Origin of the sequence: Chryseobacterium formosum (assembly GCF_026460885.1) — a bacterium.
Classification (GTDB): domain Bacteria; phylum Bacteroidota; class Bacteroidia; order Flavobacteriales; family Weeksellaceae; genus Chryseobacterium; species Chryseobacterium formosus.
In genome coordinates this window covers 135,955-152,727 of sequence record NZ_JAOVZW010000018.1, presented here as the reverse complement: position 1 = coordinate 152,727, position 16,773 = coordinate 135,955, and the positions used below count along the sequence as shown (strand labels likewise).

The window sequence follows — 16,773 nt, the reverse complement described above, 5'->3', positions numbered from 1 at the left end:
TTAATTAAAATGAAGAAGATATTTTTAATCTTAAGTCTGATTTTATTTAATTTAAATCAGGCTAAAACGATCAATGACAGTTTATATATTCCAAACGATCTGAGTGAAATTTTATTTAATGATTGTGATGCCTGTGGTTGTGCAGCAGGAAATGGTTCGTCAGGTTTTGAATCTTTATTAAATCCTCAGTTTATCGGAATTAAATATTTCGCTCAGCATTATAAGGCGAACGAGAATTTGTTTGTGAATGATTTAACGCAGGATCAATATTTCAATACCCTTCAGCTTTGGGCAAAAATTCCTCTGACTCAAAAATTGAGTATTTACGGAAGTCTGCTGTTTCATTTTCATGAAAAGAAAACTTTGCAGGGTGACATCGATATCAATGGAATAGGCGATTTTAATGTAATGGGAATTTATCAGTTGATGAGTTCAAAAGATAATATCCATCAACTCAATGGCGGAGTTGGAGTAAAAATGCCGCTCGGAAAGTTTGATGAAAAAGGAATTTCCGGAGTCAATCCGAGTTTTCAGCTGGGAACCGGAAGTTGGGATTATCAGGCAGTTTTAAATTACAGATTTCAGAAAAATAAACTGGCTGTGCTTCTCAATACCGATTACACGATTAAAACTGAAAACAAAAAACACTATCAGTTCGGCAATCAGTGGAATTATTCAGCCACAGGATTCTATCAAATTTTTGGAAATGAGAAAAGCATTCTTTCTGCAAAATTAGGTTTTCAGGGTGAAGTCTATGACCGAAATCGTCAATATAAAGAAGCACTTCCGAAAACTGCAGGAAGTGCTTTGTATGGAAAGTTAGGTTTCGAAGCTTCTTATAAAAAATTCAGTTTGGGAACAGAAGTCATGCTTCCGGCTTACACCAATTTAGCTGGAGGCGATATTGAAGCGAAATCAAGATTCAGTATTTTTATCAACTTTGGAATTTAAAATAAATAGAAAATAGAATTTTAAGTAAAAAATCAATTGTAGTAATTCTTTCTTAAACCTAAATTCTACTATTTAATGATAATAGTTCTCATCAACAGTGTTGGGGACTATTTTTTATGTCCTTTTATATTGGGTAAAAATGCGGTGATGATCCCCATTAAAGGTAAGAATGCGCAAATTTTAAATACAAATTCTATACTGGTGTCATCTGCAAGAGCGCCTAATATTGCAGAACCAATTCCTCCCATCCCAAACATAAATCCGAAAAATAATCCTGCAACCAATCCGATTTTATTGGGCATTAGATCAGTGGCGTAAACTAATATTGCAGAAAATGCAGAAGCAATGATCAGTCCAATGATAACTGCAAATGTAATGGTCCAGAATAGTGAAAGATAAGGAAGGCAAAGTGTAAATGGTGCGGCTCCTAAAATAGAAATCCAGATTATTTTTTTTCTGCCATATTTATCGCCCAATTTTCCACCTAAAATAGTTCCTACAGCAACTGCCGCTAAAAACATGAATAAAAATAACTGAGAATCTTGTACCGAAATGTGAAATTTATCAATGAGGAAAAAAGTAAAATAATTGGTCATTGATGCTAAATAAATATATTTTGAAAATACCAAAGACAATAAAATAGTCACTGAAAACAGAACTTTTTTACGAGAAAGCTGTATTTCAATGATATCACTGGGATGTTTCGCAGATTTTTTCAACGATAATCTTTCAGCGTACCAATTCCCGATTCTCCACAGGACGATGATTCCGATGAAAGCTGCAATGGCAAACAGGCCTACATAACCTTGTCCTAAAGGAAGAATAATTAAAGCGACCAATAAAGGTCCGATAGCACTTCCTGAGTTTCCACCCACCTGAAATATAGATTGAGCCAATCCTTTTTGTCCACCCGATGCCAATTGTGCAACCCTTGAAGCTTCAGGATGAAAAATAGAAGAGCCCATTCCGATTAATGCAACAGAAATTAGAATGACATAATACTGATGAGCAGCGGCCAATAATAGTAATCCGGCCATTGATAATCCCATGCCGATGGCTAAAGATCTGGGGTTAGGTTTCTTATCAGTATAAATTCCTACAAAGGGTTGCAAAATAGAAGCAGTGAGCTGAAATACCAGGGTGATAATTCCGATTTGAGCGAAAGATAAACTGAATTCTCCTTTTAAAATAGGATACAGTGACGGAATGGTAGATTGAATTAAATCATTTAAAAAATGAGAAAAACTAATCATGAACAGGATAGGATAAACAATTTTTGTGGAGTCAATTGTTTTAGTAGAGATATTTTCCATAATATTACTTTTATTCATCATATCATCTGATGAATTTTATTAAATTTTTTTTAGTAAATCTGATCAACTATTTTTTGTGCAATAATGGACGCTTTTTCAGCATTACCATTTTCGATAGCTTGATAAAGGTCAGCGTGTATTTTTTGAGAAATTTTAAATGAGTCCGTATTATTGTGATGTCTGATTTCAAAAGAACTCAGAATATGTTTTGTTGCCACTTTGTAAATTTCCCGTAAAAGTTTGTTTCCGCAAGCTTCTGCAATGGCCAGATGGAAATTGATATCCGCCTGATAACATTCTGTCGCGAGATTTTCATCTGCGTACTGAGTTCTTAGATCCAAATATTTTTTAATATTTTTTAAATTTTCCTCCGTTCGGTTCATCGCTGCTTTTGCTGCAATTTTTGAATCCAACAGAGAACGAACTTCTTGTACTTCCTGAATCTCTGCTTTATTCATTTGCGATTCTAAAGATTCCTGAGCATTTTTAGCAACCACAAAGGTTCCCACGCCTTGCTGCACATTGAGAATTCCTTTGATGGATAAAATTTTTATTGCTTCTCTGATACTTGATCGGCCAACGCCGTATATTTTCATCAGCTCAGATTCAATCGGAAGTTTTTCACCAATAGCATATTCATCGCTGGATATCCCTTCGATTAATCTATCTGCCACTTCCTGTGCTAAAGTTTTTCTTTGAATCTGCATATTATAACATCATATCATCTGATGAATTACAAAATTATAATTTTAAAAGAACATAGACTCTATTTCAGATATGATTTTTGACCATATCTAAACAAAAAAAGAGATTTCAAAATTTTGAAATCTCTTTGTAGCCCGTAGGGGAGTCGAACCCCTCTTACCAGGATGAAAACCTGAGGTCCTAACCGATAGACGAACGGGCCATCTACCAATCTGCAAATAAATTTACAGGGTTAGCTTTTTTTGTTTTTATAAGTTTCAACTCTTATTTAATTACTCGGTTAGTAGCAATTAAAATTAGTAGCCCGTAGGGGAGTCGAACCCCTCTTACCAGGATGAAAACCTGAGGTCCTAACCGATAGACGAACGGGCCATCTACCAATCTGCAAATAAATTTACAGGGGTAGCTTTTTTTGTTTTTATAAGATTCAACTCTTATTTAATTCCTCGGTTAGTAGCAATTAATATTAGTAGCCCGTAGGGGTGTCGATCCCCTCTTACCAGGATGAAAACCTGAGGTCCTAACCGATAGACGAACGGGCCTACTATATAATTACGCTAATTTATTAACGTGCTTAGTCAATTTACTTTTCAAGTTAGCTGCTTTATTCTTGTGAATAATATTTTTCTTAGCTAATTTGTCTAACAAAGCGATAACTTTTGGCAATTGCTCAGTAGCAGCTGCTTTGTTTTCTTCGTTTCTTAAAACTTTTAGAGCTGTTCTAGCAGTCTTGTGATAGTATCTGTTACGAACTTTTCTAACTTCGTTTTGTCTTATTCTTTTAAGTGCTGATTTATGATTAGCCATATCGTTTAAATGTGAGTGCAAATTTATAAACTTTTTTATTACCCACCAAATTTATTTTTAATTAATTTAAAATATTTTTAGTTTTCTTCTGAAAGGTACTTTTTAAGCTTGTCTAAGGCTAATTGTACTTTGTTGTTTTCAGTTTCCTTCTCAATTTTATGAATTATGTTTTCCAACATAATTATCGCATTGTTCCATTCTCCGGTAGAGTTGGAAAAAGTGAGTCCATCAATGGTTACTTCAAAAGTACTTTTTTCTCCGCTCTTATAGAGTTTGAAACTAATTTTATCATCCTTGCCTGTAATCCCTTCCGTACTAGTTTTTAAATCATAACTTTTTGGGTTAGAGCGAATCTTATTAAAAAGCAGTTTTGCTTCTTGAATTTTTAAATTCGGCATGATATAAAATTTGGTAGCTCTATAAGGACTGTATTATTTACGCTTAAAAATAAGTGTAAATGTTTATCAGTTTTTATCCTGTTGACTGATCTCTCAGTCATTCTAAACTTTTGCAAAAGTAATATTTTTCAAATGTTAAACAAAATCAAATTTGAAATTTACGCAAAATATTACATAATTACTTGAAAATCTTTTTAATTACATTTCCTATTTCCATAAAATCATCATGATTTCCCACCGATCTTTTCTCGGAATTGGTACTGTCAAACTCTGAAAAAGGAAAAATCAACAGATAATTTTTGTCATGCAGATATTTGTTCATGAGTTCAGGAATCAATCTCATTTGTGGAATATAAGATCTCATGCCTCTTTTCGCCATAAAAACAATAAGCGCTTCATTATCTTTTAATTGAGTTGCTGTTTTTTCGCCATCTTTCCATGTATTCATGATGATGAATTCGGCTTCGATGTTGGCTTTTTTAATGATTTTTTGTAAAATGTCTAAAATTTCTTCTGTTGCATAAAAAGTAATTGTAGCGCCGGAATTTCTTGCCATATTCCAAACTCTCAGCAAAGCGTGGAAAAATCCAGCTTCTTTATGTGCATTTTCCGGAATCATTACAGCATATCTTTTTATAGTAGATAAAGGTTGCGCTGCATGATAAACCAAAACATTTACATCATCGCTCTGCAAATATCCATTATAAAGATTGTAGGCAAAAGAAGGAGAAAAACCTTTCTCATCTTCCAAACCTATAATTAAATCGGTGATATTTTGTTCTTTAATGACGTTATTTACTCCATTAATGACATCGTTGTCGTATCTTTTTAAAGATTGAATTTTCACATCCGCTGCTGCAGCTGCATCGGTTGCTTGATGTAAAAGTTTGTCTGCATTTTTTACGGAAGATTCATTTTTATCTTCATTAATCACATTTAGTGCAAACAAATTTTCTGTATTTGAATGGGCTTTAATTAAAATTCCAAGATTTACCATTCTATCGACGGTCGCCTCATAATTTAAGGCTAATAGAATATTTTCCTGTTCATGGCTGTTTCCGGAAACGGTTTCTTCATTATCTTGTTCTGCAATTTTCTGCGCACTTGCCATTGATATAAATGATGAAATGGTACACGAAATCAGAATTAATAAAATACTTCCATTTAAAACGTGTTCATTTAATAGTCTGATTGGTTCTCCGGTTTCAGTTTCAGAAAGAATAATGTTGTAACCAACCATTACGGAAGCTAATGTGGCCGCTGCGGAAGCCGAACTTAAACCAAAAATCAGTTTCCCTTCATCTTTAGAAAGTCTGAAAGTTTTTTGAGTCGCAATAGCCGAAAGATATTTTCCTCCAATCGATGCAACGAGCATAATTCCTGCAACCTCCAAGGTTTCCCAGCTTTTAAAGAAAACTTTAAAATCAATCAACATTCCGACACTAATCAGGAAAAACGGAATGAAAATAGCGTTTCCGACAAATTCTACACGGTTCATTAATGAAGAAGTATGCGGAATCAATCTGTTTAAAGCTAATCCGGCAAAAAAGGCTCCGATAATCGCTTCAACTCCGGCTAATTCTGCCAATAAAGCAGCGAGATAAATCATCACCAATACAAAAATATACTGCGAAATTTTATCATCCACTTTTTTGAAAAACCATCTTCCAATCATTGGAAAAATAACCAAAACAACCACTGCAAAAACAATAAATGAAATGGAAAGTTTTAGCCAAAATTCTGTTCCGACATCACCTTGAGACATTCCGACGATAATCGCAAGAACCAAAAGCGCCAAAACATCCGTAATCATCGTTCCTCCAACCGTAATATTAACTGCTGAGTTTTTAGCAATTCCTAATTTACTGACTAAAGGATAGGCGATTAGTGTATGGGAAGAAAATAAACTGGCAAAAAGAATAGAAGTTAAAACCGAGAAATTTAAAATATAAATTCCACCTAAATATCCTAAAACAAAAGGGACAACGAAGGTATAAACTCCGAACGTTAAACTTTTCCATTTGTTTTTCTTGAAATCTCCCATGTCGATTTCCAAACCTGCGAGAAACATGATGTAAAGCAATCCGGTGGTTCCTGTCACTACAATGCTGCTGTCTCTTGCCAAAACATTAAATCCATTCGGGCCGATTACAGCTCCGGCAATGATTAACCCCAACAAATGCGGAACTTTGATCTTATTGAGTAAAAGTGGTGCTGCCAAAATAATGATAAGCACCAAAAGAAACTTCAGTATCGGATCTTCGATGGGAAGACTCAGGTTGTGTATGCTTAGTAAAGTCATTGGTGTCTATTTTTTAGAACGAACTAATTCTACAGAAAATTTTGCTACACAGTTGTCAACGGCGATTGTTCTTATGCCTTTCATTTTCGTATCTGAAATATCATTTAAAAGAACATTCATGTCCACTGTCTTTTTTGCAGTGGAATCTGTTTTAAAATTAAGTTTGATTTCGTTGTTTTCAAACTTTCCGGAGTATAATCGTACTAAATTATTATTGTTGATGATTTTGGAGAATAATTGCAGTGAATCACTGTCAAATTCCCAAGTATCGGTTCTTTGATCTCCCACAACATAATCACTGCAGTTAGATTCTGTGCAGATTACTTTTCCAGTCCACGAACCGGTAATTTCATCCGGCCATTTTACAATTTTTATTGAATCTGAATGTTGCAGCGAGAAAATACTGTCTCTCATTTTTATGAGTGAATTGTACTCTGCTTCTTTTACGGCGAAAGATTTTTCTTTATCTAATAATTGTTTTTCTCTTTGTTCTAAATCGTTTGCTTTGTCTTTGTTGTCGCAGTTAACGAGAAATAATAAGAGGAAAATGAAGAGTATAGGATTTTTCATAAAAATAAGTTGTTCCCTAAATATAAGGAAAACTTACGGATAAAACCTATTTTTCGACGTAGAAAAGAAGTCTTAAATGTTTAATAAAGACTAAAAATGGGATTGAATTTTAGTTGGAATAGTCTTTCAAAAGCTGTCTGTAACTCATTAAAATTGTTGATTTAGAGATGAAACCGATGAATTGATTTCTCTCATCCACAACGGGTAAATTCCAGACTCCCGTGTCGTCAAATATTTTAAGGATTTCCAAAGGCTGATTTTCGGGATGAATAATGGCAACAGGAGTTTTCATCATTTGAATCAGAGTTGCCGAAACTTCATCATTTGAAAATAAATAAGGTCGAATATCATCTAATGTTAAAACTCCTTTCAATGTTTTGTCATCATTTACGACAGCAAAAATATTTTTACTTCCGTTTTTTACTAAATCAAAAAGTTCTGTAACGGGTGCGTTGATGGAAATTGTCTGAGAATATCTGTCGATGAAATCTTCGGTTTTAAGAGAAAATAATAAATTTTCGTCATGTTTATTCGTGAAAATTTTCCCCTGATCTGCCAATGATTTTAACTCAGGAGAAATAGGAGAAAACCATTTGGCAATCAAATAAGAAATAATCGAAACAATCATCAAAGGAATAAATAAATCATACCCAAAACTTGATTCTGCAATCAGAAAAATTGCAGTTAAAGGAGCATACATTACACCACTCATCGTTCCTGCCATACCAACCAAAACAAGATTGGTAACCGGAACATTTTCAAAACCCAATTGCTGACAAATAATCGCAAATAAATAACCAACCGTGCCACCTGCAAAAAGGGAAGGTGCAAAATTACCTCCGTTTCCGCCACTGAAAATGGTAAAAGAGGTTGCAAATGCTTTCAATAAGAGAACAAGAACCAGGAAAATAATAATGGTGAAATTTTTAATCTCAAAATATCTGAATAAGCTGTTTTCTATGATGGAATGTGTATTTCCGTTAGTAAAAGCTTTCACCGTATCATAACCTTCGCCGAATAATGGTGGAAAAAGCACACAAAGCAACGATAAAACCGCTCCGCCAAACATTGCTTTTCTAAGTCGGGAAAACTTTAAATTCTTTATAAAATGCTCCACTTTTTGCGATATCACAACAAAATATCTTGCATACAATCCGCTGAAAATTCCTAAAATTAAATAATAAGGAACATTTAGATAATTAAAAGCTTCTCTTGTATAAAATCTGAAAAGTACATCTTCCTGAAGTAAGATTCTAGAAAGTAAACTTCCACAAACCGCCGCAACAACCAAAGGAATGAAATCTGTAAAAACCACTCCGGTTAATAAAATTTCGAAAGCAAACATAATTCCTGCAATCGGAGCGTTGAATGCTGAAGCAATTCCTGCAGTTGCTCCTGCAGCCAATAAAAGAGTTCTTTCTTTATAAGTTAAGCGGTAAGTTTGTGCATAATTAGAACCAATTGCTGCTCCTGTAACTGCAATCGGGCTTTCAAGACCTGCTGAACCTCCCAAACTAACGGTAATTGCACTTTGGATAATCTGTGAATACATTTTTACCGAAGAAACAATGCTCGAATTTTGGGCGATTTCATATAAAATAGCACCAATTCCTTTTCTGTCTTGTCCTTTAAATATGCTTAAAACAACAAGTGTTGTGAGAACAATTCCTAGAAATGGAAATATAATGTAGAATAAAATCTGATATTCAAAATGAACTTTAGTAGTGATAAAGTTATGAATACTGTGAACCAAAGTTTTTAAAACAACTCCTGCTAAACCTGCGGTGCAGCCCACAAGAATTCCCGAAAGTACGAGAAATTGGTTTCGGCTTAATCTGGTGTTTAGCCAATGAAGTATGAGTTCGTAGCTGCGGGCTTTTTCAAGTCCATACTTTTGAAAGTCTCTTTTAAACTTCAAAAAGCTAAGAAACTTTCTTTTATTATGAATTTTCACCTGCTTAAATTTTGAGAGTGAGTTGAAATGATAGAAGCCACAAATTTAGGGAATATTTTTTCAGGGAGGCTGAAGTAGATTTTTGTTTTTAAAAAATGATTAGTTTTGGAGAGTTTATAAGAAAATCTAATAGTGATGAAATAAAGAACTATTAAGGCATTCTAAATAAAATTTAATTTTAAAATATGATGAAGAGCAAGTACATAAAATTTTTGCCAATCGTTATTGTTATAATAGCTGTTGTCGTATTTTTAGTTTATAATAATCATCTTAACAACAGATTTTATCTTGAAAAAGTGAACTCCAAAGTTGTAAAAAGAAGTAATTGGCAATTAAGAACGACTGAGTTTTATTTAAAAAATGGATTAAGAGTTGATTCAACTGGAATTTTACCATTAGATATTAAAGTTGGAGATTCTATTTCTAAAGAAGCGAATACAGGTAAATTTAAAGTTTATAGAAAAAACAACTTTAATCAATATGTATTAGATAAAACATATAATAATCTTGATTGATTCTGTGAAGAGTAGTAGATTTTTCTTTCGTATTTAACTTAATTATTGTGTTGCGGAAATTGGTATAGAAAATTATCAGTAGCAATTAATTATTTTATCCGGTATAAGTTCTAATTTTGACCATTATAAATTACAGCATTGAATACTATTTTAATTATTGACGACGAAGAAAAAATCAGATCACTTCTGTCACGTATTATCAGTTTGGAAGGCTTTGAAGTTTACGAAGCAAGCAATCTGAAGTCCGGACTAAAAAGACTTGAAGTTTCTGACATTGATATTGTCATTTGTGACGTTAAACTTCCCGATGGTAACGGAGTAGAGTTTTCAAAAATAATTAAAAAAAAATTTCCGGTTGTTGAGGTTATTCTTTTAACAGCTTTCGGAAATATTCCTGATGGAGTAATGGCGATTAAAAACGGAGCTTTTGACTATATAACGAAAGGCGACGATAATACTAAAATTCTTCCGCTTATCTATAAAGCTTCAGAAAAAGTTGCACTGAACAAACGTGTTATTCAGCTTGAAAAACAACTGGATAATAAGCAGTCTTTCGACAGTATTATAGGAAAGTCAGATGTCTTAATTTCTTCCATCGATTCTGCTAAAAAAGTGTCGGGAACTGATGCAACTGTACTTCTTACGGGAGAAACCGGAACAGGTAAAGAAGTTTTTGCACAGGCAATTCATCATGCGAGTAAAAGAAATAAGAAAAATTTTATTGCGGTAAACTGTTCGGCCTTTGGAAAAGATTTATTGGAAAATGAGCTTTTCGGCCATAAAGCAGGAGCTTTTACAGGAGCATTAAAAGACAGTAAAGGTATTTTTGAAGAAGCCAATCTGGGAACTGTTTTTTTAGATGAAATCGGTGAGATGCCTTTAGATTTACAGGCAAAATTATTAAGGGTTTTAGAATCAGGGGAATTTCTGAAAGTTGGCGACAGTAAACCCATAAAAACTGATGTTCGCATCATCGCTGCAACCAATAGAGATCTTGAAAAAGAAATTGAAAAAGGAAACTTCAGAGAAGATTTGTACTATAGAATCAACATTTTTAAAATTAACCTTCCTTCTTTGAGAGAAAGAACCACAGATATTGAATTACTTGCCAATTTTTTTCTGAAAACCTTTGCAAGAAAAGCCGGGAAAAATATTTCAACTGTTTCCGCAGATTATATTAAAGCTTTGAAAAAACATAGCTGGAAAGGAAATATTCGTGAGCTTAGAAATGTGATTGAGCGTAGTGTGATTCTTACAGATTCCTCTATTTTAGATATTGAAACACTTCCTTCAGATATTGCAGAAAACAGCTCTGAAAGAAGTGGTGATTTTCATAAATTAATGTCAGCATTTTCAATGGCAAGTGCAGAAAAAATGCAAATTCAAAAAGTGCTTAATCATACAAAAGGTAATAAAGCCGAAGCCGCTCGGTTATTAGAAATAGGTATTGCAACATTGTACCGAAAAATAGAAGAATACAAAATTTTATAAACAGAATACTTCCATTCTGATAATGACCCTATCATTTTGATAGGGTTTTTTGTTTTTAAATAGATTGGATTTTATTTTTAATATTTTGATTTTCAAATATTTATAAATTATTTTTCGCTCTCGGAATACATCTTGGCATTAAGTATTCAAAATAGAATTAAATGAATCATACAGATGCTGTTACAGAGATCATCAAAGTAATCCCTGAAACTCAAGAAGATTTTAAAGAATCTTACAAAACCAATTCGCCTTTTATGGTAATTAATGTTTTCACAAAACAAATTAAAAAGCTCATAAAAGATAATGACCAAAAAATTTTGATTAAGTCTATTCAGAAGATGAATACGCTTTACAGTAAAGGCGATCAGGCTTTAAAAAATGCCATAGAAAATGTATTTGTTTATTCCTTAGATAGTTTTACGTTTTGCTGCGAACCGGCTTACAAAAAAATGATTTTTGATAAAATGTCATTAAGTCTACAGAATAATTATTTGCATCAGGTTTATAAATCAGGTATTTAATTTTTAAAAATATGAAATCAAAAATCAGAAAAATCGGAAGCTGGAAAGAATGGAAATCTATTCGTACAAAGCACAATCTTGAAATTATTACAATCAACATCGCCGTAATTGTAGGTGTTTTTGTAGCAGCGGCAGTAATTCAATAATTATAAATCTATCATGACAACTATTATTTTATTGATTTTGGGGCTGCTTCTCTTCGCATTGTTCTTTCGGATTATTGAATACTTCGATGAAATTTAAAAAAGGATAAAGTTTTGAAAGAGATTAACAGAATAACCGCAGCAGAATACATGAAAGTGTTTTATCCTTCTATTCGGAACGAGATTACAGAACTTTCTGTACAGAACAATTTTCCCGGAATAATACAGGTCGCAATAGACAATATGAAAAGCCTGTCTCAAAATTCTAAGATTCAGAAAATCAGTATTTCAATTAAGCGAATATACTGGATTTACAAAAACGGAAACTCATACATAAGATACATTATAGAAAACCTTTTCGTAAGGTCGTTTGAAAGTTTGAGAAAAAACCTTCAACCTCAACAATGGAAATTTCTTTATCAGGAAATTCCAGGTGATTTTCAAAAAATTCATTCATCACAATCAAAGCTTGATAAAGAACTAAAATATTAGATATGACACTATTATTCATTACAGCAATAGCCATTTTTTTCTATATGTGCTACGTGCTTGTAAAACCTGAAAAATTTTAAAACCAACAAAATGAAGCGTAATACGATAAATAAAATCAAAGAATGTGGCACTTTACTTTTTTGGATGTGCTTTGTTGTTGGCTTTCTTTATTTAATCATCACTGTAAAAGAATTTAAATTAATTCGCTAAACGAACTATGAATACTGAAATTTTTGGTATTGTAGCAATGTTTCTCATAACCTTGTTATTAGCAATACCTTTAGGGAAATATATTGCAAAAGTATATTCCAACGAAAAAACATTTCTCGATCCGATATTGAAGCCTGTAGAAAAAATCTTCTATAAATTTTCCGGAATTGATATTGAAAAGGAAATGAGCTGGAAACAGCACCTTTCTGCATTACTGATTATTAATCTTTTATGGTTTTTGATAAGTATGTTTGTCCTGATGAATATGAGTTGGCTTCCACTCAATCCGGATGGAAACCCCGATATGTCACCCGATCTTGCCTTTAATACTGCCATTTCTTTTTTAGTTAATTGTAATCTACAGCATTATTCAGGAGAAACAGCGATGAGCTATTTTGGGCAGATGTGGCTTATGTTTCTTCAGTTTGTATCTGCTGCAACGGGGATGGCTGCATCAATCGTTATTTTTAAAGCTTTTCGTGAAAAAGCAGCAGATAAATTGGGGAATTTCTATGATTACTCCTTGAAATCATCCACCAGAATTTTACTTCCGTTATCCATTGTGATGGCAATTTTTCTTCTTTTTCAGGGAGTTCCTATGACTTTTGAAGGGAAACAGTCAGTGACAAGTCTCGAAGGTCAGTCGGTAGAAGTTTCCACAGGTCCTGTTGCTGCATTTGTTCCGATTAAACATTTAGGAACCAATGGTGGAGGTTTTTTTGGGGCAAACAGCGCACATCCACTGGAAAACCCAAGCTATTTTACCAACATGATAGAAATGATTGGTCAGTTTATAATTCCAATGGCAATGGTTTTCGCATTTGGTTATTTCATCAGAAAAAAGAAATTCGGGTACATGATTTTTGGTGTTATGACTGCGGGATTTTTACTTCTTGCAGTTCCCACTGTTATTATGGAAATGAACGGAAATCCTTTGATTGAAAATTTAGGAATTGATAATTCTTTAGGGGCAATGGAAGGTAAAGAAATCCGTTTTGGTGCAGCTGCTTCGGGGTTTTGGAGTATTGTTACGACCGTAATTTCTACAGGATCTGTTAATTCAATGCATGATAGCTCGATGCCACTTTCAGGCTTGACGCAGATGGTAGGAATGATGGTTAATGCTTTTTATGGCGGTGATGGAGCTGGAATTCTGAATATCTTCATTTATATCATTCTTGCGGTTTTTATCAGCGGATTAATGGTGGGTCGTACTCCCGAATTTATGGGGAAAAAGATTGAAGCCCGTGAAATGAAAATTGCAATGATTGTGGCACTTTTTCATCCCTTTCTTATTTTGGTAGGAGCAGCGATTGCCACAGCTTTTCCTGAAGTTGGAGCCTCTACTTTAAATAATCCCGGATTTCACGGTTTCAGTGAAATTCTTTATGAATATACTTCTTCAGCTGCCAACAACGGAAGCGGTTTTGAGGGTTTGGGTGATAACAATATGTTTTGGAACATTTCTACCGGAATTGTCCTGCTTCTCGGTCGTTTCTTGCCCATTATCGGTCCGGTAGCAATTGCGGGATTATTAGCACAGAAAAAATATATTCCTGAAGGAGAAGGTACGCTCAAAACAGATACCTCCACATTCGGGCTTATGGTTTTTGCTGTCATAGCAATTATTGCGGCACTGGCTTTCTTTCCTGCATTGGCATTAGGACCTATTGCAGAATATTTTTCAATGAACTAAAATTTTAGTAGAATTAAAATGAATAATAATAAATCATTATTTCAGAAAGACTTAATGCAGGAAGCATTAATACAGTCTTTTGTGAAACTGAATCCTAAGCTGATGATTAAAAATCCGGTCATGTTTCTTGTATGGTTGGGAACATTGGTAATGTTTTTTGTGAATATTTGGATTTTAACAGGAGAACAGTCGCAAGGTAGCTTCTCTTATAATTTTGTAGTTCTCATCATCCTTTTATTGACTGTACTTTTTGGAAATTTTGCAGAGGCAATTGCAGAAGCGAGAGGGAAAGCTCAGGCAGACAGTCTGCGTAAAACAAGAGAAGAAACGCCTGCTAAACTTCGGGATGGACAGCTTATTTCATCATCAAAACTTCAGAAAGGAGATATTTTCGTTTGTGAAAGTGGTGACATTATTCCATCTGACGGAGAAATTATTGAAGGTCTTGCAACAATTGACGAAAGTGCCATCACGGGAGAATCAGCTCCGGTTATTCGTGAAGCAGGTGGTGATAAAAGTTCTGTAACTGGTGGAACAAAAGTTTTGTCAGACAAAATAACTGTAAAAGTGACCACTCAGCCAGGTGAAAGTTTTTTAGATAAGATGATTGCATTGGTAGAAGGCGCTTCAAGACAAAAAACACCCAATGAAATTGCTTTAACCATTTTATTGGCAGGCTTTACATTGGTCTTTATCATTGTCTGTATTACTTTAAGACCATTTGCAGAATACGCCAATGTAAGTATTACCATAGCATCATTTATTTCACTTTTTGTATGTCTGATTCCAACAACAATTGGCGGGTTATTATCTGCAATTGGAATTGCAGGAATGGACAGAGCTTTACGAGCCAACGTTATTACAAAAAGCGGAAGAGCGGTAGAAACTGCGGGAGATATTGACGTGCTTCTTTTAGATAAAACCGGAACAATAACCATAGGAAATAGAAAAGCTACTCATTTTCACACCGCAAATGACGTAGATGAAAATAATTTGATTAAAGCAGCTGTTCTCAGTTCAATGTCAGACGAAACTCCTGAAGGAAAATCAATTATAGAATTGGCGGGAATTAATCCTTTGAGCTATGAAATTAATGATCCGCAGTTTATTCAGTTTACGGCTGAAACCAGAAGTTCAGGAATTGATTATGATAACATCAGAATTCGTAAAGGAGCTACCGACGCCATCCGAAAAATCGTAACCGATGCAGGCAATATTTTTCCTTTAGAAATTGAAGAAATAGTCAAACAGATTTCTCAGAATGGTGGAACTCCACTAGTTGTTTCAGAAAACGAAAAAGCTTTAGGAGTTGTAGAACTTCAGGATATTATCAAACCAGGAATCAGTGAGCGTTTTGACCGGTTAAGAAAAATGGGAATCAAAACAGTAATGGTTACCGGAGATAATCCTTTGACTGCAAAATTTATTGCCGAAAAAGCGGGAGTGGACGATTTTATCGCTGAAGCAAAACCGGAGGACAAGATGAATTACATCAAAAAAGAACAAAACGACGGTCGATTGGTAGCGATGATGGGTGACGGAACAAATGATGCTCCTGCATTAGCTCAAGCAGATGTTGGTGTTGCAATGAACAGCGGAACTCAAGCAGCAAAAGAAGCCGGAAATATGGTTGACCTCGATAATGATCCTACAAAACTGATTGAAGTTGTAGAAATAGGAAAACAATTGTTGATGACAAGAGGAACATTGACGACATTCAGTATTGCGAATGATGTTGCGAAATATTTTGCCATTATACCAGCTTTATTTATCACTGCAATTCCAGCTTTGCAAGGTTTAAATATTATGAATCTTCACAGTCCGGAAACAGCCATTTTATCAGCAGTTATTTTTAATGCTGTAATTATTCCTATTCTCATTCCTTTAGCTTTAAAAGGTGTTGCATACAAACCGATTGGTGCTTCGGCACTTCTGAGAAGAAATCTACTGATTTTCGGATTGGGTGGTGTTATCATTCCTTTTATCGGAATAAAAATCATTGATATTATCGTCTCATTATTTTTTTAAACAATTAAGGTGAAGACAGGAAGGATTTTTTTGGACATAAAAATTAACTTTTTCGACTCTCTTCCTGCTCTTTGCCCAATAAATTTCATTCTCATGAAACAACAAATTTTTCCAGCTATAAAACTTACGGGTTTGTGTATCGTACTTTTTGCGGTGATTTATCCAGCAATAATCTGGGGTTTTGCACAGCTATTTCCTTCCAAAGGCAAAGGCGATTTAATACAATCAGGTAATAAAACTTATTATACAAATATAGGTCAGTCATTTTCTCAGGATAAATATTTTTGGTCTAGACCTTCAGCTGTTGCATACAATTCAGCGGGATCAGGCGGAAGTAATAAAGGTCCATCAAATAAAGAATATCTAAAGGATGTTGAGAAACGGTTAGATACTTTATTAATGAAAAATCCAAGTTTGAAAAGAGCGGAAGTTCCTGTAGATTTAATTACGGCAAGCGGAAGCGGTCTAGATCCTGATATATCTCTGCAAGGTGCTAAAATACAGGTGAAACGAATTGCTTTAGCTAGAAGAATCAGAGAAGATCAGATTATGGATTTAATTGCTTCGCAAACAGAAAAACCCTTGTTAGGATTATTTGGTCCTGAAAAAATAAATGTCCTTAAACTCAATCTTGCACTGGACGAACTTAAATAAATTATTAAAACTTAAATTATATC

At 34.0% G+C, this 16,773-nt stretch carries 17 protein-coding genes and 3 tRNA genes; 10 read left to right on the top strand and 10 right to left on the bottom strand.

Annotation, left to right across the window (positions count from 1 at the left end):
* The first annotated feature begins 9 nt into the window (after window positions 1–9).
* A complete protein-coding gene (locus OF897_RS15275; RefSeq protein ID WP_267266538.1) occupies window positions 10–951 on the top strand; it encodes a transporter in 942 nt (313 codons plus the stop codon).
* A 107-nt stretch (window positions 952–1,058) separates the two neighbouring features.
* On the opposite strand, the gene OF897_RS15270 is transcribed toward OF897_RS15275, so the two are convergent.
* From OF897_RS15270 to OF897_RS15225, 10 genes are all read right to left on the bottom strand, one after another.
* Complete coding sequence (locus tag OF897_RS15270; protein ID WP_267266537.1) at window positions 1,059–2,285, bottom strand: MFS transporter; 1,227 nt, start codon at window positions 2,283–2,285, stop codon at window positions 1,059–1,061.
* Between the two features lie 29 nt (window positions 2,286–2,314).
* On the bottom strand, window positions 2,315–2,971 hold the full coding sequence (locus OF897_RS15265) for a FadR/GntR family transcriptional regulator (protein ID WP_267266536.1): 657 nt from the start codon (window positions 2,969–2,971) through the stop codon (window positions 2,315–2,317).
* Window positions 2,972–3,099: 128 nt separating this feature from the next.
* Window positions 3,100–3,171: transfer RNA gene (locus OF897_RS15260), tRNA-Glu, on the bottom strand.
* A gap of 98 nt (window positions 3,172–3,269) precedes the next feature.
* A tRNA-Glu gene (locus OF897_RS15255) sits at window positions 3,270–3,341 on the bottom strand.
* Between the two features lie 98 nt (window positions 3,342–3,439).
* Window positions 3,440–3,511: transfer RNA gene (locus tag OF897_RS15250), tRNA-Glu, on the bottom strand.
* Between the two features lie 10 nt (window positions 3,512–3,521).
* Complete coding sequence (rpsT, locus tag OF897_RS15245; RefSeq protein ID WP_048501176.1) at window positions 3,522–3,776, bottom strand: 30S ribosomal protein S20; 255 nt, start codon at window positions 3,774–3,776, stop codon at window positions 3,522–3,524.
* A 77-nt stretch (window positions 3,777–3,853) separates the two neighbouring features.
* Window positions 3,854–4,174: a hypothetical protein gene (locus tag OF897_RS15240; protein WP_267266535.1), complete on the bottom strand. Its 321-nt coding sequence runs from the start codon at window positions 4,172–4,174 to the stop codon at window positions 3,854–3,856.
* A 178-nt stretch (window positions 4,175–4,352) separates the two neighbouring features.
* Window positions 4,353–6,476 carry a cation:proton antiporter gene (locus OF897_RS15235; RefSeq protein WP_267266534.1) on the bottom strand — a complete coding sequence of 708 codons (2,124 nt, stop codon included), beginning with the start codon at window positions 6,474–6,476 and terminating at the stop codon, window positions 4,353–4,355.
* Between the two features lie 6 nt (window positions 6,477–6,482).
* Entirely contained in the window at window positions 6,483–7,046 is a 564-nt protein-coding gene (locus OF897_RS15230) for a hypothetical protein (protein ID WP_267266533.1), read from the bottom strand.
* A gap of 109 nt (window positions 7,047–7,155) precedes the next feature.
* A complete protein-coding gene (locus tag OF897_RS15225) occupies window positions 7,156–9,000 on the bottom strand; it encodes a chloride channel protein (protein ID WP_267266532.1) in 1,845 nt (614 codons plus the stop codon).
* Window positions 9,001–9,185: 185 nt separating this feature from the next.
* On the opposite strand from OF897_RS15225, the gene OF897_RS15220 reads away from it, so the two are divergent.
* The 9 genes from OF897_RS15220 to OF897_RS15185 all read left to right on the top strand — a co-directional run bounded on the left by OF897_RS15220 (window position 9,186) and on the right by OF897_RS15185 (window position 16,750).
* Entirely contained in the window at window positions 9,186–9,515 is a 330-nt protein-coding gene (locus OF897_RS15220) for a hypothetical protein (RefSeq protein ID WP_267266531.1), read from the top strand.
* Window positions 9,516–9,653: 138 nt separating this feature from the next.
* Window positions 9,654–11,006 carry a sigma-54-dependent transcriptional regulator gene (locus OF897_RS15215; protein WP_267266530.1) on the top strand — a complete coding sequence of 451 codons (1,353 nt, stop codon included), beginning with the start codon at window positions 9,654–9,656 and terminating at the stop codon, window positions 11,004–11,006.
* Between the two features lie 161 nt (window positions 11,007–11,167).
* Window positions 11,168–11,527, top strand: a complete 360-nt coding sequence (locus OF897_RS15210) for a DUF7674 family protein (RefSeq protein ID WP_267266529.1) — start codon at window positions 11,168–11,170, stop codon at window positions 11,525–11,527.
* 11 nt (window positions 11,528–11,538) lie between these two features.
* Window positions 11,539–11,673: a hypothetical protein gene (locus OF897_RS15205; protein WP_267266528.1), complete on the top strand. Its 135-nt coding sequence runs from the start codon at window positions 11,539–11,541 to the stop codon at window positions 11,671–11,673.
* Between the two features lie 111 nt (window positions 11,674–11,784).
* The gene (locus OF897_RS15200; RefSeq protein ID WP_267266527.1) at window positions 11,785–12,162 is read left to right on the top strand and encodes a DUF7674 family protein; all 378 of its coding nucleotides are present in this window, start codon (window positions 11,785–11,787) and stop codon (window positions 12,160–12,162) included.
* A gap of 2 nt (window positions 12,163–12,164) precedes the next feature.
* Window positions 12,165–12,242 (top strand): potassium-transporting ATPase subunit F, encoded by a 78-nt coding sequence (locus tag OF897_RS21705; protein ID WP_407648333.1) that lies wholly within the window; start codon window positions 12,165–12,167, stop codon window positions 12,240–12,242.
* A 137-nt stretch (window positions 12,243–12,379) separates the two neighbouring features.
* Window positions 12,380–14,068 carry a potassium-transporting ATPase subunit KdpA gene (kdpA, locus tag OF897_RS15195; RefSeq protein ID WP_267266526.1) on the top strand — a complete coding sequence of 563 codons (1,689 nt, stop codon included), beginning with the start codon at window positions 12,380–12,382 and terminating at the stop codon, window positions 14,066–14,068.
* An 18-nt stretch (window positions 14,069–14,086) separates the two neighbouring features.
* On the top strand, window positions 14,087–16,096 hold the full coding sequence (gene kdpB, locus OF897_RS15190) for a potassium-transporting ATPase subunit KdpB (RefSeq protein ID WP_267266525.1): 2,010 nt from the start codon (window positions 14,087–14,089) through the stop codon (window positions 16,094–16,096).
* A 93-nt stretch (window positions 16,097–16,189) separates the two neighbouring features.
* Window positions 16,190–16,750, top strand: a complete 561-nt coding sequence (locus tag OF897_RS15185) for a K(+)-transporting ATPase subunit C (RefSeq protein WP_267266524.1) — start codon at window positions 16,190–16,192, stop codon at window positions 16,748–16,750.
* The last annotated feature ends 23 nt before the right edge of the window (window positions 16,751–16,773 follow it).